At 70.5% G+C, this 24,019-nt stretch carries 23 protein-coding genes; 13 read left to right on the top strand and 10 right to left on the bottom strand.

Annotation, left to right across the window (positions count from 1 at the left end):
* Positions 1 to 40 precede the first annotated feature (40 nt).
* A complete protein-coding gene (locus tag QSK34_RS21225; RefSeq protein ID WP_285585987.1) occupies positions 41 to 499 on the top strand; it encodes a SixA phosphatase family protein in 459 nt (152 codons plus the stop codon).
* Positions 483 to 2,558 (top strand): FUSC family protein, encoded by a 2,076-nt coding sequence (locus tag QSK34_RS21220; protein WP_285585985.1) that lies wholly within the window; start codon positions 483 to 485, stop codon positions 2,556 to 2,558. The genes QSK34_RS21225 and QSK34_RS21220 overlap by 17 nt, the downstream gene beginning before the upstream one ends.
* Here the strand turns inward: QSK34_RS21220 and serB are convergent.
* Positions 2,542 to 3,762, bottom strand: a complete 1,221-nt coding sequence (gene serB, locus QSK34_RS21215) for a phosphoserine phosphatase SerB (protein ID WP_030456208.1) — start codon at positions 3,760 to 3,762, stop codon at positions 2,542 to 2,544. The genes QSK34_RS21220 and serB overlap by 17 nt on opposite strands.
* A gap of 145 nt (positions 3,763 to 3,907) precedes the next feature.
* Between serB and QSK34_RS21210 the strand changes: the two genes are divergently transcribed.
* Together QSK34_RS21210 and QSK34_RS21205 are read left to right on the top strand one after the other, a co-directional pair.
* A complete protein-coding gene (locus QSK34_RS21210; RefSeq protein WP_285585983.1) occupies positions 3,908 to 4,636 on the top strand; it encodes a GNAT family N-acetyltransferase in 729 nt (242 codons plus the stop codon).
* Positions 4,633 to 5,514 carry a lysophospholipid acyltransferase family protein gene (locus tag QSK34_RS21205; RefSeq protein WP_285585982.1) on the top strand — a complete coding sequence of 294 codons (882 nt, stop codon included), beginning with the start codon at positions 4,633 to 4,635 and terminating at the stop codon, positions 5,512 to 5,514. Before QSK34_RS21210 ends, QSK34_RS21205 begins: the two co-directional genes overlap by 4 nt.
* Positions 5,515 to 5,568: 54 nt before the next feature.
* Here QSK34_RS21205 and QSK34_RS21200 read toward each other — a convergent pair whose 3' ends face one another.
* Positions 5,569 to 6,297 carry a hypothetical protein gene (locus tag QSK34_RS21200; RefSeq protein WP_285585981.1) on the bottom strand — a complete coding sequence of 243 codons (729 nt, stop codon included), beginning with the start codon at positions 6,295 to 6,297 and terminating at the stop codon, positions 5,569 to 5,571.
* 207 nt (positions 6,298 to 6,504) lie between these two features.
* Between QSK34_RS21200 and QSK34_RS21195 the strand changes: the two genes are divergently transcribed.
* Both QSK34_RS21195 and QSK34_RS21190 read left to right on the top strand, forming a co-directional pair.
* Positions 6,505 to 7,410 carry an ABC transporter ATP-binding protein gene (locus QSK34_RS21195; protein ID WP_030456203.1) on the top strand — a complete coding sequence of 302 codons (906 nt, stop codon included), beginning with the start codon at positions 6,505 to 6,507 and terminating at the stop codon, positions 7,408 to 7,410.
* Positions 7,407 to 8,453: an ABC transporter permease gene (locus tag QSK34_RS21190; RefSeq protein WP_161479889.1), complete on the top strand. Its 1,047-nt coding sequence runs from the start codon at positions 7,407 to 7,409 to the stop codon at positions 8,451 to 8,453. Before QSK34_RS21195 ends, QSK34_RS21190 begins: the two co-directional genes overlap by 4 nt.
* Before the next feature lie 61 nt (positions 8,454 to 8,514).
* Here QSK34_RS21190 and QSK34_RS21185 read toward each other — a convergent pair whose 3' ends face one another.
* The 3 genes from QSK34_RS21185 to QSK34_RS21175 form a co-directional block, all read right to left on the bottom strand.
* Positions 8,515 to 9,054 carry a DUF11 domain-containing protein gene (locus tag QSK34_RS21185; protein WP_030456201.1) on the bottom strand — a complete coding sequence of 180 codons (540 nt, stop codon included), beginning with the start codon at positions 9,052 to 9,054 and terminating at the stop codon, positions 8,515 to 8,517.
* 99 nt (positions 9,055 to 9,153) lie between these two features.
* Complete coding sequence (locus QSK34_RS21180) at positions 9,154 to 10,131, bottom strand: S-adenosylmethionine:tRNA ribosyltransferase-isomerase (protein WP_285585978.1); 978 nt, start codon at positions 10,129 to 10,131, stop codon at positions 9,154 to 9,156.
* Entirely contained in the window at positions 10,128 to 10,790 is a 663-nt protein-coding gene (locus tag QSK34_RS21175) for an SDR family NAD(P)-dependent oxidoreductase (protein WP_285585977.1), read from the bottom strand. Before QSK34_RS21175 ends, QSK34_RS21180 begins: the two co-directional genes overlap by 4 nt.
* Positions 10,791 to 10,881: 91 nt before the next feature.
* Between QSK34_RS21175 and QSK34_RS21170 the strand changes: the two genes are divergently transcribed.
* The gene (locus QSK34_RS21170) at positions 10,882 to 11,994 is read left to right on the top strand and encodes a GAF domain-containing sensor histidine kinase (RefSeq protein ID WP_285585976.1); all 1,113 of its coding nucleotides are present in this window, start codon (positions 10,882 to 10,884) and stop codon (positions 11,992 to 11,994) included.
* The gene (locus QSK34_RS21165; protein ID WP_285585975.1) at positions 11,991 to 12,593 is read left to right on the top strand and encodes a response regulator; all 603 of its coding nucleotides are present in this window, start codon (positions 11,991 to 11,993) and stop codon (positions 12,591 to 12,593) included. The genes QSK34_RS21170 and QSK34_RS21165 overlap by 4 nt, the downstream gene beginning before the upstream one ends.
* A gap of 4 nt (positions 12,594 to 12,597) precedes the next feature.
* Here QSK34_RS21165 and QSK34_RS21160 read toward each other — a convergent pair whose 3' ends face one another.
* On the bottom strand, positions 12,598 to 13,281 hold the full coding sequence (locus tag QSK34_RS21160; RefSeq protein WP_285585974.1) for a hypothetical protein: 684 nt from the start codon (positions 13,279 to 13,281) through the stop codon (positions 12,598 to 12,600).
* Between the two features lie 120 nt (positions 13,282 to 13,401).
* On the opposite strand from QSK34_RS21160, the gene QSK34_RS21155 reads away from it, so the two are divergent.
* Positions 13,402 to 16,143, top strand: coding sequence for a WD40 repeat domain-containing serine/threonine protein kinase (locus tag QSK34_RS21155; RefSeq protein WP_285585973.1), 2,742 nt, complete (start codon positions 13,402 to 13,404; stop codon positions 16,141 to 16,143).
* Here QSK34_RS21155 and QSK34_RS21150 read toward each other — a convergent pair.
* Positions 16,140 to 16,865, bottom strand: a complete 726-nt coding sequence (locus QSK34_RS21150; RefSeq protein ID WP_285585972.1) for an Rv1486c family protein — start codon at positions 16,863 to 16,865, stop codon at positions 16,140 to 16,142. The genes QSK34_RS21155 and QSK34_RS21150 overlap by 4 nt on opposite strands.
* A 60-nt stretch (positions 16,866 to 16,925) precedes the next feature.
* On the opposite strand from QSK34_RS21150, the gene QSK34_RS21145 reads away from it, so the two are divergent.
* From QSK34_RS21145 to QSK34_RS21130, 4 genes are all read left to right on the top strand, one after another.
* Entirely contained in the window at positions 16,926 to 17,714 is a 789-nt protein-coding gene (locus tag QSK34_RS21145; protein ID WP_030456193.1) for an ABC transporter ATP-binding protein, read from the top strand.
* Between the two features lie 76 nt (positions 17,715 to 17,790).
* Positions 17,791 to 18,732, top strand: coding sequence for an SPFH domain-containing protein (locus QSK34_RS21140; protein WP_285585971.1), 942 nt, complete (start codon positions 17,791 to 17,793; stop codon positions 18,730 to 18,732).
* A gap of 89 nt (positions 18,733 to 18,821) precedes the next feature.
* On the top strand, positions 18,822 to 19,568 hold the full coding sequence (locus tag QSK34_RS21135; protein WP_285586693.1) for a sulfite exporter TauE/SafE family protein: 747 nt from the start codon (positions 18,822 to 18,824) through the stop codon (positions 19,566 to 19,568).
* 41 nt (positions 19,569 to 19,609) lie between these two features.
* Positions 19,610 to 19,837 (top strand): DUF8836 family protein, encoded by a 228-nt coding sequence (locus tag QSK34_RS21130; RefSeq protein WP_030456190.1) that lies wholly within the window; start codon positions 19,610 to 19,612, stop codon positions 19,835 to 19,837.
* Here the strand turns inward: QSK34_RS21130 and QSK34_RS21125 are convergent.
* From QSK34_RS21125 to QSK34_RS21115, 3 genes are read right to left on the bottom strand one after another with little or no spacing between them, the layout of a single operon-like run.
* Positions 19,821 to 20,729, bottom strand: coding sequence for a Rieske (2Fe-2S) protein (locus QSK34_RS21125; RefSeq protein ID WP_285585970.1), 909 nt, complete (start codon positions 20,727 to 20,729; stop codon positions 19,821 to 19,823). The genes QSK34_RS21130 and QSK34_RS21125 overlap by 17 nt on opposite strands.
* A 48-nt stretch (positions 20,730 to 20,777) precedes the next feature.
* Positions 20,778 to 21,380, bottom strand: a complete 603-nt coding sequence (locus QSK34_RS21120) for an HD domain-containing protein (protein ID WP_161479899.1) — start codon at positions 21,378 to 21,380, stop codon at positions 20,778 to 20,780.
* A gap of 23 nt (positions 21,381 to 21,403) precedes the next feature.
* Positions 21,404 to 23,506, bottom strand: coding sequence for a molybdopterin-dependent oxidoreductase (locus QSK34_RS21115; protein ID WP_285585969.1), 2,103 nt, complete (start codon positions 23,504 to 23,506; stop codon positions 21,404 to 21,406).
* Positions 23,507 to 24,019: the final 513 nt, after the last annotated feature.

Below are 24,019 nucleotides of genomic sequence, written 5' to 3'. Positions count from 1 at the left end.
CTCGCCATGTGGGCGATGCCCTGAAACGGGAGTTGACCGCGTGAAGAAGCTCATCGTGTTGCGGCACGCCAAGGCCGAGCACACGCCCGGCGTGCTCGACTTCGACCGCGTGCTGACCAACCGTGGCGAGCGCAACTCCCGCGAGGCCGGTGAGCTGATCGCGCGGCTGACCCCCGACCTGATCGTGGCGTCGCCGTCGGCCCGCACCCGGCTCACGGCCGAACTTCTCGGGCTCGAAGGGGTGCCCATCGAGTTCGAGCGGGACATCTACGAGGCGTACACCGACGACCTGATCGAGATCGTCCGGCGGACCGATCCCGAGCTCGAGACGCTGGTGCTGGTCGGGCACAACCCCTCGGTCCACGACCTGGTCGTGCAGTTGTCGGGGCCGCAGACCGAGACCTTCAAGCCGGGGGCGTTCGCGGTGATCGAGCTGCCGGGGCCGTGGGAGGAGCTCGACCCGGGCACCGGCACCCTGGTCGATGGCCACCAGCCTTAGAGACCGCGGCCTCGCCGTCGGCTACGGCCTCGTCGGCGCGGCCGGACTGCTCATCCCGCTCATCGTCGGGCTGGCCGCCGGACACCCCGCCAAGGGCGGCGTGGTGGCGCTCGGCGCCTTCCTGGTGACCATCAGGGCCAACCCCGATCCGCCGGGTGTACGCCTGCCCTTCATGCTCGCCGGCGTGCTCGTGCTGGCCGCCGGGTCGGTGCTCGGTGCCCTGCTCGTGGGGCACGACTGGTTGCTGGTGCCCGTGGCGACGGTCGCGGCGGCGCTGGCCATCCGGTTCCCGGTGGTGGGCTTCACCGCGCCGCTGGCGCTGCTGCTGACGGCGGCCAACCCGCTGCCGGTCGACCCGATCCCCCACCTGGTCCTTCAGGTGGTGGGAGGGCTGCTGGCGGCGTTCCTGCTGACGTTGCCGTGGGCGTGGCGGCGGACCCGGCCGCTGGCCGCGACCCTCTCCGAGGCCTCCGGCCTGCTGGCGGACCTGCTCGACGCGACGTTCGACGGCGAGCGCCGGGAGGAGCTGCGCGACCAGGTCACGGGCGCCCTCCACAGCGCCCGCACCGCCTGCGCCCGGCACCGGTGGGAGCGCCGCTCCCGCGACGCCGAGCGGGTCACCACGGCCCTGCGCAGGGTCTTCTACGAGGCCATCACGCTGCGCGAACTCGCCGAGGCGGCGGGCCTGCGCGCGGAGATCGAGCCGCTGACGGCCGAGCTGGCCGCGCGCACCCGCGCCCTGTTCCAGGACGACGTCGAGATCGTCGAGGTCGACTTCGCCGCCCGCGTCGACGAACTGCGCGGCGAGCGGCCCGACGACGAACGGACCCTGCTGCGGCTGGTGCTGCTGCGGCAGGTCGACCACGCCGCCACCCGGATCAGGGCCACGCTCGACCAGGCGAGGATGCCCGCGATGAAGCTGCGGTCGGGCCTGATCCCGATCCCGCGGCTGCCCGTGGAGAGCCCGGTCACCGACGCCATCATGATCGTTCCCAGATCTCCCTCAATGCGCCTGACCAGGGACGACCCCGGTTTCCGGCATCTGCTGCGGGCCATGCTGGGCACCGCCACGGCGTGCGTGATCATCGCGATCTTCACGCCGGAGCACGCGCAGTGGCTGGCGCTGGGCGTGCTGCTGACCATCCAGCCCACTTACGGCGAGACCCTCGACAAGGCCGGCGCCCGCGTCGGCGGCAGCATCGCCGGGGCGCTGGTCGCCGCCGTGGTGCTGGTGATCGCCCCCGGGTACGGCTGGCTCGCCGCTCTGATCGTGGTCAGCGCCGGTCTGGGATTCGGCCTGTACGCCGTCCACTACGTCTACTGGGCCACGTTCATGACCATGTGCGTGCTGCTGCTGATCGACATCCAGGCGGTCCAGACCTGGGAGATCGCCGGGTTCCGGATCGGGCTGAACGTGCTCGGCGGGGCCATCGCGCTGGCCTGCGTGCGGCTGCTCTGGCCGCGCGGCGAGGCGGTGCGGCTCCGGCGGCGGCTGGCCGACCTGCTCAGGGCGCACGCATTGGCGGCCCGCACCCTGGCCGAGACCACCCGGGGCAGACGGCCCGAGGGGTCGGCCGAGCTGGCCATCCGGCGGGCCGCCGACATGGCCGACGCGGTCGGGCAGGGCATCGCGGCGATGGCGCACGAGCCCGGCGCGGGGGAGACGGGGCACGTCGCCGAGTTGCTCGAAGAGGTGACCAGGGTGCGCGACGGGCTCATCACGCTGACCTCGGTGTTGCGGGAGGACCCGGGCAACGACGTCGGCCCGGCTCCGGCCGTGCTGCACGCGGTGGCCGATCGGCTGGAGGGCGGGGCGGTGGCCGTACAGGAGGGAGAGCCCTACCAGTCACAGGGTGACGTCGACCAGACGCTGTCCGACCTGCGGAAATGGCTCGGAGAGCTGGCTCTGCGACGGCTCGACGAGCTGAAGACCGACCCGGTCGACTCCCGCACCGAGGTCAGGAGGGCCCTGCTGCACGCGGCCGCCGCCGACCACGCGCTCAAGGCCCTCGCCGACGACTCGGCGCGGGTGGTGATCCTGGCTACCGGAGACCGGTGAGGCCGTCTTCGGCGTCGGCCGCCTCGACCTCTTCGCGGGAGATGCCGAGGAGGTAGAGGATCGAGTCGAGATAGGGCACGTTCAGCGCGGTGTCGGCCTTGGCCCGGACCACCGGCTTGGCGTTGAAGGCGATGCCGAGCCCGGCGACCTCCAGCATGTCGAGGTCGTTGGCGCCGTCGCCGACCGCGACCGTCTGGCTGACCGCGATCCCGGCCTGGGCGGCGAAGCGTTCCAGGGCGCGGGCCTTGCCGGGCCGGTCGACGATCTCGCCGACGACCTTCCCGGTCAGCCGGCCGTCGACCACTTCGAGGGTGTTGGCGGCCGAGTAGTCGATGCCCAGGTCGGCCACCAGCGTGTCGGTGATCTGGGTGAACCCGCCGCTGACGATGGCGAACTTGTAGTCGAGCCGCTTCAGCGTGCGGACCAGGGTGCGGGCGCCGGGAGTGAGCACGACCTCCTTGGCGACCTTCTCGAAGACCTCCTCCGGCAGGCCCTCCAGCAGCGCGACCCGGCGGATCAGCGACTCGGCGAAGTCGAGTTCGCCGCGCATCGCCGCCTCGGTCACCCGGGCCACCTCGTCGAGGTTGCCCGCGTGGCGGGCCAGCAGTTCGATGACCTCGCCCTGGATGAGGGTCGAGTCGACGTCCATGACCACCAGGCGCTTGGCCCGGCGGAGGATGCCGGTGCGCTGCACCGCCACGTCGACCTGCTGGTGGCTGGCCTCGATGGCCAGCTCGGACCGCAGCGTCTTCGGGTCGGCGCCGGAGACGGCCATCTCGATGCAGGTGACCGGGTAGGACGACAGGCGTTCGATGCGGTCGATGTTGGCCCCGCTGGCGGCGATCCGGCCGGTGATCCCGGCCATCGCGGCCGGGGTGAGCGGGTTGCCGAGCACCGAGATGTGCAGGCGCCCTCGCCTGCGGGCCTCCTTGGAGGCCGTCCCGGTGGTGAGTTCGAGGTCCATGTCCAGGTCGGCGGCGACCTGCTCGATTGCGGTCCACAGGCCGCCGATGGTCTCACCGGTGCCCTTCGGTTTGCCTCCCGCGTAGGCCACCAGGACGCCCAGCGTCAGGCGGCCGCGGATGACCACCTGCTCGACGTCGGCGACGGTCACGGGGAAACCGGAGAGTACGGAGAAGAGTCGGGAGGTGACCCCAGGGCGGTCAGGACCGGTGAGCGTGATCAGAAGAGTGCGCTGTTTCATCCCGGATCTCTGGGCGTAGGACGGTTCCGTCGCCTCAACGCTACTGGGCCTGGTACCGGGGCCGTACACCAGGTTCACCATGCGGACGCCGACACGCCCGAAAAGTGAGAGATCTTCGTCACTTCCTCATGTCGTCATTTCAGTCATGAAGACTGAGAGGGAACTCCACCTCACGGACGCCCGCGGACGGTACTCCGTCAGCCTCGCCACCAGCGCCGCGGACGTCCAGGCGGCCCAGCGGCTGCGCTACGAGGTGTTCGCCGGGGAGATGGGCGCGCGGCTCGACTCCCCGGTGTCCGGGCTCGACGCCGACCGGTTCGACGCCTACTGCGACCACCTCATCGTGCGCGCGGGCACCGAGGTCGTCGGCACCTACCGGATGCTGCCCCCGGGGCGGACCGACCGGATGTACTCCGACGGCTACTTCGACACCGGCCGGCTGGCGGGCGTCCGCGACGGCCTGGTGGAGGTGGGCCGCACCTGCGTGCGCGCCGACCACCGGGGCGGCGCGGTGATGGGCCTGATGTGGGCGGCCATCGCCCACTACATGGTCGGCGGCGGCCACTCCTGGCTGGCCGGGTGCTGCTCGGTGCCCCTCGACGACAACGGCGCGGCCGCGGCCGGGGTGGTCGCCAACATCGACCTCGGGCCGGAGGAGTACCGCGTCGCCCCGCGCAGGCCGTGGGTCGGCGGCGTCCCGCCGGAGCGGTTCGTCATCCCGCCGCTGCTGCGCGGCTACCTGCGGCTCGGCTCGTGGATCTGCGGCGCGCCCGCCCACGACCCGGATTTCGGCACCGCCGACTTCTTCGTGCTGCTCTCGCTGGCCAACGTCGACACCCGCTACCTGCGGCACTTCCTGGGAGAGGCGGCATGACCATCACGGCGCCGGTCCGGGCGCTCACGCCCTGGTTGCCGCTGGCGCCCTGCGAGCCGGACACCTGCGTGGCGCCCGCCCGCCGTCCGGCCGGGGTGGTGCGCCAGGCGGCGCGGCTGACCGGTGCCGTCGTCGTGCTCACGGCCGGGCTCGTCTTCGCGGTGTTCGCGCGGCGGTTGTCGGCCGAGACCCTGGCCCGGGTGACGATGGCCTGGTCACGGCTGCTGCTGCGGGCCCTCGGCATCAAGGTCACGGTGGCCCAGGGGTTCGCCTTCGTCGGCGGCGCGGCCATGGCCGTCAAAGCGGTCTCCGACGGGGCCGGCGCCCTCATGGTGGCCAACCACATCTCCTGGCTCGACCCGCTCGTGATGGCGGCAGTCATGCCCGCACGCCTGCTCGCCAAGAGCGAGATCGCCCGCTGGCCGCTCATCAACACGCTCGTCGCCGGCTCGGGCGCCATCTTCATCGACCGTGAACGGCTCAGCCTGCTGCCCCGCACGGTCGGCGAGGTCACCGTGGCTCTGCGCGCCGGCGACACCGTGGTCGCCTTCCCCGAGGGCACCACGTGGTGCGGCCAGAGCATGGGGGGTTTCCGCCCGGCCCTGTTCCAGGCCGCCATCGACGCGGGCGCGGCCGTCCGCCCCGCGACGATCCGTTACCTGGAGGACGACGCCACCTCCGCCCGGCCCTGTTACGTCGGCGGCGACTCCCTGATCGGGTCGATCACCCGGGTGGCCGCGACCAAGCACATGACGGTCGAGGTGACGATGTTCCCGCCGGTCGCGGGGACCGGCCAGACGCGGCGGTCCCTGGCCGGAGTGGCCGAGGCGCAGGTCAGGACCGCCCTCGGCACCTCTTTTACCGGCCCGCACTCGTGAAACGAACAGGCGACCAGGCCATGAGGCCTGATCGCCCGTCCTCCTACTTCACGATCAGCCGTTCGGCGGCGTGTGGTTCACGAACGGCGAGCAGTTGCCCGGCCACGCCGGGTTCATGCCGGTGCCCGGAGTCGGGTTGACCGTGCACGACGTCTGCCGGACGACGCCGGTGGAGGTGACGACCGTGACGTGCAGGTCGTTACCCATGACGGCCAGCGACACCCCGGTCACGTTCGCCGGGTAGTTCGGCACGCTGCTGATGTCGTGCCAGGTCGGCACGGTCCGCGGGTCGCGGATCAGCGTGGTGCCGTCACCGGGCGCGTAGCCGATGAACTTGTTGTTGCCCTGGAAGGCGCTGTCGATCGAACTGCCCGAGCGTCCGGGCGGGCCGGGAGGGCCCTGCATTCCGGGAGGGCCGGGAGGGCCCTGCATTCCAGGCGGGCCGGGAGGGCCCTGCATTCCGGGAGGGCCGGGAGGGCCCTGCATTCCGGGCGGTCCGGGCGGTCCGGGCGGTCCGGGCGGGCCGGGACGGCCCTTGCAGATCACGCACGGCTTGTGGTGAGGCTTGTGGTGGTGGTGGTAGCGGTCGCAGCTCCAGTGGTTGCAGCTGGACGTCTGGGCCTCGGCCACGTACTGCGGCGTGACCGGCTGGACCTCGCTCGCCTGCGCCGGCGTCGCCATCGAGAGGAGGCCGCCGGCCATCAGCGCCGCCGTCGCCAGGGCGCCCGCGAGGGACCCCTTGGCCGGCGAGCACGAAGACCCGATCTTGAGTCGGTGAATCACTGTTTTTCCTTTGGGTTGTCTGAGAGAAGCGCCCCGTACGTTCGGCCCCGTAGGGGGCGCAAGATCAGAAATACCCGTGAACGAATGTGAATCCTGTGACACCGGTTACCGAAAGCGCAAAATCAATACCTCAGCGTAGGAGGGGGCTTTTGGGGCGGCTGGGGGCGAATCGCCCGCCTACCTTCATACCTGGGTAGTCTTCGCCCCATGGGGTCCACGATCATCGTCAATGATCTGCGAAAACACTATGGTCAGGTGCGCGCCGTCGACGGCGTGTCGTTCTCCGTCGAAGAGGGCGAATTCTTCGGCATCCTCGGCCCGAACGGCGCAGGGAAGACCACCACCCTGGAGATCGTCGAAGGCCTCCGCGAGGCCGACTCCGGCACCGTCGAGGTCCTCGGCATGCGTCCCTGGCCGCGCAACGCCAAGCTGCTGACGCGCATCGGCGTACAGCTGCAGGCGACCTCGTTCTTCGAGCGGCTCACCGCCCGCGAGCAGATCAGGACCTTCGCCTCCCTGTACGGCGTCGCCGCCAAGAAGGCCGACGAGATGCTCGCCCAGGTCGGGCTGGAGGACAAGGCCGACACCCCGGCCGAACGGTTGTCGGGCGGCCAGGGGCAGCGGCTCTCCATCGCCTGCGCGCTCGTCCACGACCCCGACATCGTCTTCCTCGACGAGCCGAGCGCCGCCCTCGACCCGCAGGCCCGGCGCAACCTGTGGGACCTGCTGCGCCAGATCAACGACAACGGCCGCACGGTCGTGCTGACCACCCACTACATGGACGAGGCCGAGTCGCTCTGCGACCGCGTCGCCATCATGGACGACGGCCGCATCCTCGAACTCGGCCCCCCGGCCTCCCTGGTCAGAGGCCTGGAGTCGGTCACCAGGATCAGCCTGGAGACCGGCACGCTCAGCGTCGAGTCGGCCGCCGAGATCGCCGGCCCCGGCGCCTCCGTCGACGACGACGGGGTCTCGGTCACCATCGGCACCGACGACCCGGCGCGGGTGCTGACCGCGCTGGCCGAGCGCAACCTGCTCACCGGCATCCAGGTGCGCGGCGCCACCCTCGAAGACGTCTTCCTCAACCTCACCGGACGGGAGTACCGCGCGTGACCGCCTTCACGTCCCTGTCGCGGGCGATGTTGCTCGGGTGGTTCCGGGACAGGTCGGCCCTGTTCTTCTCCATCCTGTTCCCGCTGATGTTCCTGGTCCTGTTCGGCGGCATCTTCAGCGACATGGGCACCTCCAAGATGGCGGTGATCCAGGTCGGCAGGGTGCCGCTGCTGGAGCAGAGCGCGGCCGGGCTGGGCGACGTACTGGAGATCCAGAAGAGCGACGACCCGGCCGCCGCGCGCGAGAAGGTCAGGGAGGGCGACGTCGTCGCGGCGATCAGCCAGCAGGGCGACACCCTCCAGGTCTCCTACTCGGCCGCCGACCAGGTGCGGTCGGGCACCGTCCAGGGTGTGCTGCGGCAGGTCGTCACGCAGGCCAACGCCGTCGGGGTGCCGCAACGTTTCACGATGACCGCCCAGCAGGTCGAGGACGACTCGCTCAAGGCCATCCAGTACGTCACGCCCGGCCTGCTGAGCTGGGCGATCGCCATGGGCGCCGCGTTCGGCGCGGCGGCCACGCTGGTCACCTGGCGGGAGAAGCGCATCCTGCGCCGGCTGCGGCTGGCCCCGGTCGCGCTCGGGTCGGTCGTCGGCGCCCGGGTCGGCGTCAGCGTCGCCATCGCCCTGATCCAGACCGCGATCTTCCTGGTCGTCGCCTCGTTGCCGTTCTTCGGGCTGCAGCTGTCGGCCTACTGGTGGATGGCGATCCCGCTGGTCGTCGCGGGCACCCTGACGTTCATGGCGATCGGCCTGGTCGCGGGCGGGCTGGCCAAGTCGGCCGAGGCCGCGTCGGGCATCGCCAACCTGATCGTGTTGCCGATGGCGTTCCTGTCGGGCTCGTTCATCCCGCTGGACGCCGCGCCCGGCTGGCTCCAGACGTTGTCGAACGTCTTCCCGCTCAAGCACCTCAACCAGGGCCTGCTCGACGTGATGGTGCGCGGCCAGGGGCCCTTGTCGGTGCTGCCCGAACTGGGCATCGTGCTGGCGTTCGGGCTGGTCATCGGCCTGATCGCGATGAAGGTGTTCCGCTGGGACAGCGTCTAGGAAAACGGCGACCCGCCGTCGCGGCCACGACGGCGGGTCTTGGGGGTGCCTTGGGGTGCCGCTACTTCTTCTTGACCACCGCGGTCTTGACGGTCCGCATCATCTCCCAGCCCTTGAGGTTCTGCTCGCGCAGCCGGGCCCGGTCGAGGTTCTCCGCGCCGGCGGGGATGTCGTACACCCAGGCGCCGACCTTGCCGGTCTGGGTGCCCTTGGCGGTCTTCTTGAGCTGGAACCGCAGACTCACCCAGGTGGAGTCGCCCACCTCGAGGATGAAGTCGTTGGGGCAGAAGAAGTTCCGTCCGTCGATGTAGCACTTGAGCTCGTCGCCGGAACCGTAGGAGATCCTCTTCTTGAGGTCGACGTGCGGGGGCAGGACCCCGCCGACGTCGAAGTAGTCGGCCGCGTGCGGGCCCTTGTTGGTCACCTCGAAGGTGTAGGTGACGTAGCCGCCCGGCTTGGCCTTCTTGGTGTACGACAGCTTCGTGATCTTGAACAGCGACCACGGGTCGTCGGCGGTGGTGGCCGAGGCGGAGGCCGGGGCGACTAAGGCCGCCGCGGCCAGCAGGGCGACCCCCGCGATCGCGCGCGTGACAGTGCGCATGTGTTGTGTTCTCCCAAAGAACAGACGGGGAGAGAGAAGGAACCCCCGTGATACTCGGAGGATTTCCTACCATTACCCGGTTGAACTTCGAAAGATCTTTTATGCGTCGATTCGGTGCGTTCCAAGGATGAGGTGGACATCGCCGAACTCGTGCCACAGATAGCCGTTGTCGAGCGCGGCCTCGTACGACTTCATGACGAGATCGGCGCCCCCGACGGCCGACAACATCATGAGATGCGTGGACCTGGGCTCGTGCAACCCGGTCAACAACGCGTCGACGACCTCGGGCGGGTGTTCCGGCGAGACGATCCGCGACGTCCAGCCCTCGTCGTGGGCGGTCTCCAGCGCCCGGACCACCGTCGTGCCGACCGCGACGACCCGGCCGCCGTTCTCCTTGGTCATCGCGACGAGCCGCCGGGTGGCGGCCGGGACGTCGAAGCGTTCGGCGTAGGGCGGTTCGTCCTTCTCCGGTGAGGCCACTCCCGTGTGCAGGGTGACGGGCGCGATCGTGATCCCCCTGGAGACCAGGTCGGTGACCAGGCGCGTGGTGAACGGCCGTCCGGCGCTGGGCATCTCGGCGCTGCCCGGGATCCGGCCGAACACGGTCTGGTAGTCGTCGATGGGCCAGTCGCGGTCGACGTAGGAGTAGCGGATCGGCGTGCCGTGCCGCTGCAGGTAGCCGATGACGTCGGTGTCGAGCCGGGCCTTCCACAACCGGGGGGTGAAACGTTCGACCAGCCGCAGCGTGGCCCCGCCCGGGAGCGGCAACCACTCGCCCGGGGCGCCGCCCCTGTAGGTGGTGCCCTCCGGGCACCGGAGCTCGACCAGCCACTCTCCCCAGGGCAGCTCGGTCGAGAAGTGCACCCAGAGCCGGTCGAGCTTCACGGCGGCCGGGAGGGTGCGCGAGTTGTTGACCACGACCAGATCGCCGGGGTCGAGCAGTTCGGGCAGATCGGTGAAGGCGTGGTGGGTGATCGCGCCGGTCCGCCGGTCGGAGACCATGAGCTTGACCGAGTCGCGGGCCTCCGGCGGCCGGTGGGCCTCGTTGACCGAGGGCAGGGCGAAGTCGATGCTCATGCCAGGCTCCCCCGGGTGTGGCGTCCACTGGGCCGGCGCTCGGCGACCAGCTTGACGATCAGCGGCGCGACCTCGTCGGGGAGCGGCGCCTCGCCCGCCTCCTGCGGCCCGATCGCGTCGGCCAGCATCCGCGTCCGCATCTCGCCCGGGTCGAGCCACCAGACCGCCACGTCCCGCTCCTCGACGGCCAGCACGTTGGAGATCTGCTCCAGCGCGGCCTTGGAGGCGCCGTACCCGCCCCACCCCTCGTAGGCCTCGACGGCGGCGTCGGAGGAGACGTTGAGCACCGCCCCCTTGCGACGGCGCAGCGCGGGCAGCACCGCCTGCGTCAGCGCCAGCGGCGCCACCACGTTGGTCTCCAGCAACTGCCGCAGGACCGGGACGGGATAGTCGCCCAGCGGCGGCAGGGGCGCGGCCCCCAGCCCACTGGCGTTGTTCACCAGCAGATCCAGGTCCGGTACGGCCTCCGCCAGCCGCTCCCGATGCGCGGGATCGGCCACGTCCCCCGGAATCGCGGTCGCGCCGAGACGCTCGGCCGCCTCGGCGAGGTCGTCGGCGCCCCGGGCGGTCAGGGTCAGGCGCCATCCGTCCTTGGCGAGTTCGGTGGCCAGCGCCAGCCCGAGCCCTCGGGAGGCCCCGGTGATCAGTGCGTTCTTCATGCCCTCAACGCTAGGAACAGCGGCGTTCCGGCACATCGGGCCCGAGACCCGCCGGACCTAGGCCTTCCGGGCTAGGACTTAGGGTTGCAGCATGCGGGATAGTCAGGACGCGCTGCTGAACGCCGTCAGCGCCGCCGTCCTCGCGGTCACCCGGCACCTCTCCCCGCGGGAGGTGCTGCAGGTCATCGTGCGCTCGGCCCGGGAGCTCCTCGACGCCCGCTACGCCGCCCTCGGCGTGCCCGACGACGACGGGTCGTTCGCCGAGTTCGTCGCCGACGGCATCACCCCCGAGCAGTGGGCGGCCATCGGGCCCACCCCGCGCCAGCACGGCCTGCTGGGCGCGATGTTGCGGGAGGGCACCCCGGTCCGGCTCGGCGACGTGCGCCGCGATCCCCGGTTCGACGGCTGGCCCAAGGCCCATCCCATCCTGAAAGACTTCCTCGGCGTCCCCATCCAGGACGGCGACCAGGTGCTCGGCATCATCTTCCTGGCCAACAAGGCCTGCGGCCCCTTCACCGCCGACGACCAGGATGTGCTGACCCTCTTCGCCGCCCACGCCGCCATCGCGCTGACCAACGCCCGCCTCTACGAACGGGGGCGCGAGCTGACGGTCATCGAGGAGCGCCAGCGCATGGCCCGCGAGCTCCACGACGCCGTCACGCAGAAGCTCTTCTCGTTGCGGCTGACGGCCCAGGCCGCGAAGGCGCTGGTGGCCACCGATCCCGAACGGGCCGCGCGGGAGCTCGACACCGTCCAGCGGGTGGCCGGTGAGGCGCTGGCCGAGCTGAGAGAGGTCATCGTCGAGCTGCGGCCGGCCGAGCTCGACAGCCACGGGCTGGTCGAGACGCTGCGCAAGAACGTCGGGCTGCTCGACCGGCTCCACTCCGCGACGGTCAGCTTCGAGGGGCGCTTCGACGGCGACCTCCCGGCCGAGACCGAGGTCGCGGTGCTGCGCGTCGCCCAGGAGGCCCAGCACAACGCGCTGCGCCACTCGGGGTGCTCGTCGTTGCGGGTGCGGCTCCGGCGTGAGCACGCCGACCTCGTGCTGGAGGTCGTCGACGACGGCGTCGGCTTCGACGGCGAGCCCACCCGGGGCCTGGGGCTCGCGTCGATGCGCGACCGCGCGGCCGGGGTCGGTGGCAGGCTTGACGTGATCTCCCGGCCGGGGGCCGGGACGACGGTGAGGATGGTGGTGCCGACATGATCCGGGTGCTGATCGCCGACGACCATCCGATCGTGCGCCAGGGCCTGCGCACGTTCCTTGAGGTCCAGGGCGACATCGAGGTCGTGGCGGAGGCCGGTGACGGCGCCGAGGCGGTCGAGCTGGCCCGCGCGCTGTCGCCCGACGTCGTGCTGCTCGACCTGAAGATGCCCGTGCTCGACGGGCTGGGCGCGCTGGCCGAGCTCGACGGGGCCGCCCGGGTGATCGTGCTGACCTCGATGACCGAGCGCGGCGACGTCGCCCCCGCGATGCGGGCCGGGGCGGCGGGCTTCCTCTACAAAGACGTCGACCCGGGGGCGCTCGTGTCGGCCATCAGGGCTGTCCACGGCGGGCAGGTCGCGCTGGCCCCCGAGGCGGCCGAGGCGATGTTGACGCCGTCGTCCGAGGCGGTGGCGCTGACCGACCGGGAACGCGAGGTGCTGGCGCTGATCGCCGGCGGGCGGTCGAACCGGGAGATCGCGCGGGCGCTCGACGTGGCCGAGAAGACCGTCAAGACGCATGTGTCCAACGTGCTGATGAAGCTGGGCGTACAGGACCGGACACAGGCGGCCCTGTACGCCGTGCGGCACGGACTGGCGTAAGCCGTCAGGTGCCCTTCTTGCGGTTGCGCGTGGGAGCGCGGTCGGGCTTCGGCGGGGGCGGGGGCGGCGGCACGTAGACCTGCTTCGTGCTCTTCTTCGTCTTCTTGACCGAGGGGGCGACGATCTGGGTCTTCACGGTCTTGGTGTAGATCCAGCCCTTGATGCCCAGCTCGCGGAGGCGCTTCTCGTCGAGGTCGCCGGCGCCGGTCGGCACGTCGAAGGTGATGCCGCCGAGTTTGGCGGTGGCGGTGCCGCGGGTCTTCTTGTTCAGGGTGACCTGGATCGTCAGCCACGTCGTGTCGGTCTGCCAGTCCTCTTCCGGGTTCGGGTAGAGGATGGGCGGCGGCCAGCACCAGAACTCGTTGCCCTCCCACGTGCACGTGGTGTTCTTCGGGCCGTTCCACTTCAGGGTGCTGATGATGCCCTTCGGCAGGATGCCCCCGATGTAGTAGTAGTCGGCGCTGTGCGGGCCGACGTTGGTGATCTCGAAGTAGTAGGTGATCTTGGCCCCGGCCTTCACCTTCTTCGGATAGACGACGTTGTGCACCTTGAAGGTGGCGAAAGGAGCCTTCTTCGCGGTGACGCCCTTGGCGGCGCTCGCCAAAGCGGGCGCGGCGCTCGCGGGAACGCTCACCGCGAGCGGCGCTAAGAGCATGAGTCCGGCGACGATGCCGGAAGTTCGGCGCATGGAATTCTCCGTTGGACAAGACATGGCAATCCCCGTATGTCTAGACCATTATCACTTTGGAACGGTTAAGCACTACTACACTTCGCGTAGAGTTGATCGTTTGTACGGGGGAGCACCGTCGTGCCGCAGACTTCGCCATTACGGCCTGGCGACCCAACTGAGCTGGGGGTTTACCGCATCGATGCGCGCCTTGGGGAGGGCGCGCAGGGTGTCGTGTACGCCGGGACCGCACCCGACGGGACCCCGGTCGCGATAAAACTGTTGCGCGTTACGGACGCAATCGACGCCGACTCGTTCCTTCGCGAGGTCTCCGCCGCGCGCCGCGTCGCGCAGTTCTGCACCGCCCAGGTCATCGGCGCCCACATGGACGGCGACCGCCCCTACATCGTGTCCGAGCTCGTCGACGGCGTCTCGCTGCAGCGGGTCGTCCAGCAGGAGGGTCCCCGCACCGGCGGCAACCTCCACCGGCTGGCGGTCGGCACCATCACCGCCCTGGCGGCCATCCACCGGGCCGGGATCGTCCACCGCGACTTCAAGCCGTCGAACGTGCTGCTGGCCCAGGACGGGCCGCGCGTGATCGACTTCGGCATCGCGCGGGCGCTCGACTCGTCGTCGACCCTGTCGAGCGGGGTGGTCGGCACGCCGGCGTACATGTCGCCCGAGCAGATCGAGGCCAAGCGCGTCGGGCCGCCGTCCGACATGTTCAGCTGGGCCGTGACGATGTTCTACGCGTCGACCGGGCGGCCCGCCTTCGGCCACGACAGCCTGCCCGCCGTGCTCTACCGGGTCATGAACGACACCCCCGACGTCTCGACGCTGCCCGACCTGCTGCGCCCCATCGTCGAGGCCAGCCTCGACAAGCAGGCCGAGAACCGCCCGACCGCGAGCGAGGCTCTGTTCGCCCTCCTCGACCACCAGGTCGACGACGACCTCGACAAGTCCCTCCTGGCCGGCCTCAACGCCGCCTCGAAGAAGAAGGACAACACGCCGCAGGCGGAGAAGAAATCGCCGGCGGAGAAACCCCCGTCCACGCCCCCGCCCGTCACCCCGGGCTTCGCCCCGCCCGACCCGCAGGCACCCCACCTGCGGCCACCGGGCGAGGGCTTCCCGCCACCCGGCTATCAGGCGCAGCCGGGATATCCGCAGGGGCCGGGCCAGAGTTTCCCGCCACCCGGCCATCAGGGGCAGCCGGGCCAGAGCTTTCCGCCACCCGGTTATCAGGTCCAGCCGGGCCAGAGCTTTCCGCCACCCGGTTATCAGGTCCAGCCGGGCCACCCGCAGGGGCCGGGTCAGAGTTTCCCGCCTCCGGGTCATCAGGCCCAGCCCGGCTACCCGCAGGCCCCCGGATACCCGCCGCCCTACCAGCAGCCGCAGCCGGGGCAGAGCTTCCCGCCGCCGGGCTACCAGGGTCCGCTTGGACCGCACCAGAGTTTTCCGCCGCCCGGATACCAGCCGCCGGCCGAGCCGAAGGCCAAGGGCAAGTCCAAGGCCAAGTCGAAGTCGAAGTCGAAGGACGTGGCGACGTCCAAGGACACACCGCCGCCGCCCCTCGACGCCGACGCGACCACCTACCACCCCCGTCCCGACCCCACCGGCGGCTGGCTCGGCGAGGCGCCGCCCACGAAGAGCAGGGCGGGCCTGGTCACCGGGGTCCTCGTCGGCGTGCTCGCGGTGGCGGCGACCGCGCTGTTCCTCGTGCCGAACCTCTTCGGCGGCGACGAGGACGAGCCCGAGAAGATCCCCGTCGCCGCCCAGGGCGGGGTCACCGACGCGCCCGTGACCCAGCTGCCGGGCACCACCACCGCGGCCTCGGTCCCGTCGCCGGCGGCGGCCTCGTTGTCCCCGACCACCGCGCCGTCGCCGTCGCCGTCCCCCAGCCCGACGCCGACCGTGGCGCCGGTGCCCGAACTCGGCAAGCAGGACGGCGGCTCCCTGGCCGGCCACCGGAGCTCCGTCTACTCCGTCGCCGTCGGCGGCGACAAGGACAAGCCCGTCGTCGTCACCGCCAGCGTCGACCGGTCGGTCCGGATGTGGAGCGCCGAGTCGCACAAGGCGCTCGGCAAGCCGATCTACGCCCACGGCGACTGGGTCTACGCCGTCGCCACGGCCGAGGTCAACGGCCGCCCGCTCGCCGTCACCGGCAGCCGCGACGGCTCGGTCCGCGTCTGGGACGTCGAGAAGCGCAAGGCCGTCGGAGGCGGCCTGTGGGGCCACGGCGACTCCGTCTACACGGTCGCCATCGGCAAGGTCGGCGGCAAGTGGGTGGCCGCCTCCGCGGGCGCCGACGGCCGGATCCGGCTCTGGGATCTGAAGACCCGCCAGCCCATCGGCGGCGGCATCAGGGCCCACAAGAACGTGATCAACTGGCTGGCCTTCGGCCAGGTCGGCGACAAGACCGTCATCGTCTCGGCCAGCGAGGACAAGAGTCTCAAGGTCTGGGACGCCTCGTCCGGCAAGCAGTACGGCAAGACCTTCAGGGGCCACGGCAAGCCCGTCTACTCCGTCACCACCGGCGAGGTCGACGGCAAGGCCGTCGCCATCTCGGGCGGCCAGGACAAGAAGGTCCGCGTCTGGGACCTGAAGACCGGCAAGCAGGTGGGCAAGAGCCTGACGGGCCACAAGGACAACGTCTACTCGCTGGCCTACCGCGAGATCGGCGGCCACCCGATGGCGGTCTCCGGCTCCACCGACGGCACGCTCCGGATGTGGGACCTGGAGGAGTCGGAGGAGGCCGGCAAGCCGGTGAAGGCCCACGACGGCAAGAACGTCTACTCGGTCGGCTTCGCCGACGTCGACGGCGAGACGGTCGTCGTCTCGGCCGGGGAGGACAAGCGGGTCAGATTCTGGAAGCTGACGAACTAGGCGCGAAGTTGTTCGAGGATCGCGTGGTGGGCGGCGACCCGCGCCCGGCGTACCGCATGATCGAGGGCCTTCAGCGCCTCGCGGCGCGCGGTGACCTGGCCGGAGGTCAGCCCGCGCTCCTCGGCCAGCCGCAGCGCGAGCGAGAGGCGGGCCGCGAGGTGGCCGACGCGGTGGGCGCGGCCGGGGTAGCCGGGCGCCAGCGCGCCGTCGACGTGGTCGAGCGCCGGGAAGCCCTGCATGGGCCCGTCGACCGAGGTCAGCGCGTCGGTCGCCGACCGCATCGCGGCCGACAGGGCCCGCTCGGCGTCGGCCAGTTGCGGCACGTCGGCGTCGGCGACGTGGGCGTCGTGGACGGTCCACCGGATGCCCGAGTAGGACGAGCCGCGCCGGTCGGGGGAGGGCACCAGCCCGAACCGCCGGGTGCCGAGCACGGCGATGACGGCTTGCCCCGCTTCGAGCGCGGCGCCGTTGAAGACGGGCGGCCCGGTGAGGCCGAGAAGATCGCCGGGGATGGGCAGCGCCAGCCGGAACGACGACAGTCCGGTCGCCCGCAGTTCGGCGAGGAAGACGCGCAGCGGCGACTCGCCAGTGATATCCGTCACGATCTGGGGACCGGCCACCCGCTCAAGGGCGTCGACGGCGTCGTCGAGACCGGCGTGGCCGGTCAGCCAGGCGTTCCCCCAGGAGACCAGGGCCGCGGAGATCGGTGAATCGGTGCGCACCCCAACCACGATAAGGCAATAGATTTTACGCGGACGGATTCGGACGTGAGGGGGATCGTCGTGGGCGGTCAGGTGCTCAACATGCGTGGCGTCGCCATCCGGCGCGACGGCGCGATCCTGGTGCGCGACATCGACTGGGCGGTGGCCGAAGACGAACGCTGGGTGGTGATCGGCCCCAACGGCGCCGGCAAGACCACACTGCTGCAGATCGCCGCCGCGCTGCTGTTCCCCACCGACGGCCACGTCGACATCCTGGGCGAGCGCCTGGGCCAGACCGACGTGTTCGAGCTGCGTCCGCGCATCGGCCTGGCCAGCTCGGCGCTGGCCGAGAAGGTCCCGCCGGAGGAGAAGGTCATCGACCTCGTGCTGACCGCCTCCTACGCCATCCTCGGCCGCTGGACCGAGGAGTACGACTCCCACGACGTCACCCGCGCCGTCGAGCTGATCGACCAGCTCGGCTGCGCCCACCTGATCCGCCGCCGGTTCGGCACCCTCTCCGAGGGTGAGCGCAAGCGCGTCCAGATCGCCCGTGCCCTTATGCCCGACCCCGAGCTGCTGCTGCTCGACGAGCCGGCCGCCGGACTCGACGTCGGGGCCCGCGAAGATCTGGTAAGGCGCCTTTCCCAGCTCGCGCAGGACCCGAAGGCGCCGACGATGGTGCTCGTCACCCACCACGTCGAGGAGATCCCGGCCGGGTTCACCCACGCGCTCATGCTCCGGCACGGTTCGATCGTGGCCCAGGGCCCGATCGACTACGTGATGACCGGCGACAACCTGTCGAAGACGTTCGGGGTGCCGCTGGGGCTGGAGAGGAACGCGTCCGGTCGTTGGTACGCCAGGCCATTCTGATATTTCGTTCTTTTTCCTCTTGTAAAGCGTCGTCCAAATATCATTCACTCCAGTCGTCACAGACTGGAGTGGACGCATGACCCAGCTCGTCATCACCCTCGTCGTGGTCTTCCTCGCCGCGTTCGCGCTGGCCCGGACGATTCGCATCGTGCCGCAGGCGACGGCGAGAATCGTCGAACGGTTCGGTCGATATCACCGCACTCTGAACGCGGGACTGAACATCGTCGTGCCGTTCATCGACCGCATCAAGGTCGAGGTCGACCTGCGCGAACAGGTGGTGACGTTCCCTCCCCAGCCGGTCATCACGTCCGACAACCTGGTCGTCTCCATCGACACGGTCATCTACTTCCAGGTGACCGATCCCAAGGCGGCGACGTACGAGATCGCGAGCTTCATCGTCGCTGTCGAGCAGCTGACCGTGACGACCCTGCGCAACGTGGTCGGCGGAATGGACCTCGAACGCACGCTGACCTCCCGGGAAGAGATCAACACCGAGCTGCGCGGGGTGCTCGACGACGCGACCGGCCGCTGGGGCATCCGGGTCAACCGGGTCGAGCTCAAGGCCATCGACCCGCCCGCCTCCATCCAGGACTCGATGGAGAAGCAGATGCGCGCCGACCGCGACAAGCGCGCCGCGATCCTCACGGCCGAGGGCAACAAGCAGTCGGCCATCCTCACCGCCCAGGGCGAGCGCGAGGCGGCCGTGCTGAAGGCGCGCGGCGAGGCCGAGGCCGTGGTGCTGCGGGCGCAGGCCGAGGCGGAGGCCCGCGCGATGCGGGCGAAGGGTGAGGCCGACGCGATCGGCATGGTCTTCAAGGCCATCCACGACGGCAACCCCGACGAGCGGCTGCTGGCCTACCAGTACCTGACGACCCTGCCGCAGATCGCCAAGGGCGACGCGAACAAGTTGTGGATCGTCCCCTCGGAGATGGGCAAGGCCCTGGAGTCCTTAGGGGGCCTCTTCCAGCCCCAGAGCAAGCCCGACAAGGACCTCCCCGCCAAGCCTCCCGCGACCTGACCGGAAGTCCCGACCCTCTGTCCTGAGCTCGGGCCGCTGCCGCCTAGGATTCCGTCAGCCGGTACGAGATGAGGATCTGTGACACCGTGTTGACGGCGTGGGAAGCGGCCGCGGTGTTCGCGGCCGGGATCGGGGCGGGCGGCATCAACGCCGTCGTCGGCTCCGGTTCGCTGATCACGTTCCCGACGCTGCTCGCGGTGGGGTATCCGCCGATCGTCGCGAACGTGTCCAACAACATCGGGCTGGTGCCCGGCGGCGTCACCGGCGTGCTCGGCTACCGGGCCGAGCTCCGGGGGCAGCGCGCCCGGCTGACCAGGCTCGCCGCCGCCTCGGTCCTGGGGTCGCTGGTCGGCGGGTTCCTGCTGCTCCGGCTCCCGGCCCAGGCCTTCAACGTGATCGTGCCGGTGCTGATCGCCATCGCGTGCGTGCTGGTGGTCATCCAGCCCTGGGTGGCCGGCTGGATCTCCCATCGCCGCCGTTCGGAACACGGCGGGCCGTGGCTCTGGCTGGGAATCTTCGGGGCCGGCATGTACGGGGGCTACTTCGGCGCCGCCCAGGGGGTCGTGCTCATCGGGCTGATGGGGGTGTTCCTCGACGAGGAGCTCCAGCGCCTCAACGCGGCCAAGAACCTGCTGTCGCTGCTGGTCAACTTCACCGCGGCGGTGCTGTTCGTGGTGATCGCCGAGGTCGACTGGACCGTGGTCGCGCTGATCGCGCTCGGTTCGGCGATCGGCGGATTCGTGGGCGCCCGGATCGGGCGGCGTATTCCGGCGCCCGTTCTGCGGGGGGTGATCGTCGTGGTGGGGATCGCGGCGATCGTGAAGTTGTTGGCCTGATTTATGCGTACAAATTATCGAAAATGGGTATGAAACCCCATGTGAAAGGCGATCGCGTAGAAATCGTCATCGACGCCGGAGGGACCCCCCGCACCTACGAGGTCATCGCGACGAAGGCCGGCCGCCGGGTCGAGGTGACCACCGGCCGGGGCGTCGTCGAGGTCTCCGAAGTGACCAGGAACGGAACTCCGGTCCGCACCGCCCGGTTCATGCAGAGCCGGGTGCTCGCCCTGGTGGAGCACCCGATCGACGCTAACGAGCCGGCCTGACCTGAACCACGCCGTCGCGGCGCACCCTCGTCTCGAACGAGGGCTGCCTCGCCGTCGCCGGGCCGTGGATCACCGCGCCGTCGGCGATCCGGAACACGCTGCCGTGCCACGGGCACACCACGCACGGCTCGCCGTTCTCGATCGTCACCCGGCCCTGGTGCAGCGGCCCGGCCAGATGGGAACACCCGTCGGCCAGCACCGTCACGCCCTCGCCCAGCCGCAGCACGAACAGGTCGATGTAACCCAGGCGGCGGGCGACGGGCCGTCCGTTGGGCAGGTCGCTGATCGGGCCGAGGTCGTGCCAGCCGGTCGGCACCAGATGGCTGACCTGTTCGGCGTGGTTGGCCCCCGCCGCGAGCCGGTAGGCCAGGTGGCCGCCCAGGTAGGCGCCGGCGCTCGCGGCCATCAGGCCCGCCGTCGCGAAGAACCGCCCGGCCTTCTCCCGCCCGGCGATCCGGAACGCCAGCGAACCGGCGTAGAGGCCCACGGCGGCGGCGTTGGCGACGGCGTGCACGAATCCGACCCGCTGCTGCTCACGGTGGAGGGTCGACCAGTCGGTGACCCCCGCCGCCGCGGTCGGCAACGCGGTCGCCAGGCCGGCGGCCAGGACGGTCCGGGCGGCCATGGGGTCGGACTTGGTCGCGTCGAGGATGGCGGTGGCCACGAAACAGCCCACGGCCACGGTCGCCAGCGGCGGGTGCACCGGATGGCCGATCGGCACGCCGTGGAGCGCGTCGCGCACCCAGCCGGGCCCGATCCGCGATCTGACCGCCTTCGCGAGCCCCCTGATCGGCCGGTCGAGCGCGGTGGCGTGTTCGAGCCGGTCGAGGAGATCGCCGCCGCCATTGCCGATTTTGCGTGGCTTCGCGGACTTCTCGGTTGATCTGTCCATCGATGTCACCCCCTGACACGACGTACCCGGACTGTCAGGAGACGAACATCATCGGGCGAGGTGACCTCGGAGCACCGACGTCTCGACCAGATCGTGGGCGTAGGCGCCCAGGGTGGGGGAGCCCTCCTCGATGATCGCCACGTTGGCGAGCACCTGGGACGCGGTGACCTTGTAGAGCGCCCAGGTGCCGCCGTCGTTGTGGTGGTTGGCCATGATCGGCGCGAGCCGGTCGAGGGCCTTGGCGTAGCGGGCCTCCGGGGTCTGCCGGGCCTCGAACTCGTCCCACAACTCCCGCAGAGGCCCGGCCTGGTCGCTCGGCAGCAGCCCGAAGATCCGGTCGGCGGCGGCCCGCTCGGCCGCCTCCTGCGCCTCGACGGCCACCCGGTCGTAGATGAAGGTGTCACCGGCGTCGATCTCGACGATGTCGTGGACGAGCAGCATGCGCACCACTCTGTCGATGTCGGTGCCCTCGGGGGCGTGCTCGGCCATCACCAGCGCCCAGACGCCGAGCTGCCAGGAGTGCTCGGCGTCGTTCTCGCGGCGCGATCCGTCGATGAGGGTGTTCCGGCGGATGACACGCTTCAGCTTGTCGATCTCCACCACGAAGGCGAGCTGAGCGTCGAGGCGATCCCGGTGCTGCGCGATGGTCACCGCGCCACCCTATTCCGTGGTGATCAAACGCGGCACAGGATCACCGGAACACCGTTGAACACGGCATTCCCGGACAGCGGATCAATGATCTTTTCATCCGTCAGCACGTTGACGTTCACACCCGCGTTCCCGGACGCCACCTGTTGCGGCAACCCGTCGTGTCCCCAGCCGTGCGGCAGGCTCACCACGCCGGGCATGATCTTGTCGGTCGGTTCGAGCGGGACGGTCAGCTCGCCCGCCTCCGACCGGATCAGCGCGTGGTCTCCGAGCCCGAGCCGGGCGACGTCGGCGGGGTTGATCTGGAGCGTGCAGCGGTTGCTGCCGCCGACGAGCGGCTCGATGTTGTGCAACCACGAGTTGTTCGACCGCAGGTGGCGGCGTCCGATGAGCACGAACTCCGGACTCTGGACGGTGAGCCGCTCCCTGAGCCGGGAGACGTCCTCGACGATCTCCGGCGGCGCCAGCTCGACCTTCCCGGAGGCCGTGGTGAGGATCCCGGGCAGGCGTGGCTGAAGGGGCCCGAGGTCCAGGCCGTGGGGGTGCTCGTCGCGGAGCTTGCGCAGCGTGAGGTCGCCGCCGTTCCATTTCCCGTACGGCCCCAGCCGCAACATGGCGTCGAGACGGCGCTCGGCCCCGGTGCCCCCGTCGAGTTCGGCCGGGTCGTGGTCGCCGATGATCTGACCGATGATCAGGTCGTCGACGTCTACGACACCGGAGGCGATCGTGATGAGCCGGGTGAGGATCTCGGCCTCCGACGGCCCGTCGGCCGCCATGACCGGCGGCGAGTAGCGGGCGTAGTTCCGCACCGCGAAGTTCAGCAGCGCGAAGTCGTAGTGGCCGGTGGCCAGCAGCCGGGGCGGCGGCAGGATCACGTTCGCGTGGCGGGTGGTCTCGTTGAGGTAGATGTCGACGCTGACCATGAAGTCGAGCCTGGTCAGGGCTTCGGCCAGCCGTTTCGCGTTGGGCGCCGACGAGGCCGGGTTCCCGGCCACGGTGACCAGGGCCCTGATCCGCCCCTCGCCGGGCGTCTCGATCTCGTCGGCCAGGGTCGCGACGGGCAACTCGCCGTTGGTCTCCTTAAGGCCGCGGACCCGGCTGGTCCACCGTCCGGTCCGGTACGGCTTGCGCCGGCGCGCCCCCTCGGTCGCGGGCGCCGGGAACATGGCCCCACCCGGGCGGTCGAGATTGCCGGTGAGGACGTTGAGGACGTCCACGAGCCACTGGGTCACGGTGCCGAACTCGGCGGTGCAGGTCCCGATGCGGGCGTAGACGGCGGCGGTGGGGGCGGCCGAGAGAGCGCGCGCGAGCCGTACCGTCACCTCGGCCGGGACGCCGCAGGCGGCCTCCACCACCTGCGGCGGGAAGTCCTTGACGACCGCCTCGACCTCGGCCAGCCCCTCGACCGGCAGGGCGACCTTCACCAGGTTCTCGGCGAAGAGCGTGTGCACGATCCCGGCCAGCAGGAACGCGTCGGTGCCGGGCCGGACGAAGACGTGCTCGTCGGCCAGGTCGGCGGTCCGCGTCCGCCGGGGATCGACCACCACGAGGGTCCCGCCCCGCTTCCGCAGGGCCTTGAGACGGCCGGGGAAGTCGGGCGCGGTGCAGAGCGACCCGTTGGACTCCAGCGGATTGGCCCCCAGCATGAGGAGGAAGTCGGTCCGGTCGAGATCCGGCACGGCGATCGTCATCGGATGCCCGAACATCAGCCCCGAGGCGACGTGCTTGGGCATCTGGTCGGCCGTGCTCGCCGAGAAGACGTTCCGGGTGCCCAGCGCCCTGATGAGCGCCCCTCCGTAGAGAGACCCGGCCATGCTGTGGGCGCTGGGATTGCCCAGGTAGACGGCCCGCTCGGGTCCCGAGATGTCCTTCAGGCCCTTGGCGACGGCCGCGAAGGCCTCCTCCCAGCTCACCTCGCGCCACTGGTCACCCTCGCGAACCAATGGTGCGGAGAGCCGGTCGGGGTCTTCGTCGAGCCGCCCGAGCGAGGCCCCCTTGGGGCAGATGAAACCCTTGGAGAAGGGATCGTCACGGTCGCCGGTGACCTTGGTGACGTGGCCACCCTCAAGGGTGATCGTGAGACCGCAGACGGCCTCACAAAGCGGGCAGGTTCGGTGGACGGTCGTCATGAATCTCATCGTGCGCCCACGAGCAGGAGGGGCGGAAGCCCCAGAACGGAATAAAATTCTGCGGCCCCGCCGTCGCCCAGACGCCCCCGCGGACCGTCCGGGCCTCCTCCTGAGCCGCGCCCGGCGCCCGGTGGGCACGGCCCAGCTCTATGGGGTCAGCCGGCCAGCAGGAGCCGGCCGGCCTCCTCGACCTCGCGGACGACGTCGAAACGGGGGTCACGGTAGACGCGACTCCCGAAGCCTCTGCGAGTGGTGGTCCATTCCAGCTCATAGGCCCAACGATCCTGCGCCGAGCACAACCGACGGTCGGCCCCATCGCGGAGCAGTATGAGTCGGGCCTTGCATAGCAAGATGGCGTTGGTACGGTGGAAGGGCATAGGAGACTCCTTATCGGTGGCTTCGAGTGGAGCTCTCGGGTCGGGTCGTCGGTGGCAGCCTTCGGCCCGGCCTTTTTTCATTGCCGGAAGGTTCTAGAGCCGGTTCTGTCCGGTTGAGTGATCTTCTATGAACCTT

Source organism: Herbidospora sp. NBRC 101105 (assembly GCF_030269205.1).
Taxonomy (GTDB): Bacteria; Actinomycetota; Actinomycetes; order Streptosporangiales; family Streptosporangiaceae; genus Herbidospora; species Herbidospora solisilvae.
Note: the sequence above shows the minus strand (reverse complement) of the source record. Positions and strands in the feature narration are given on the sequence as shown.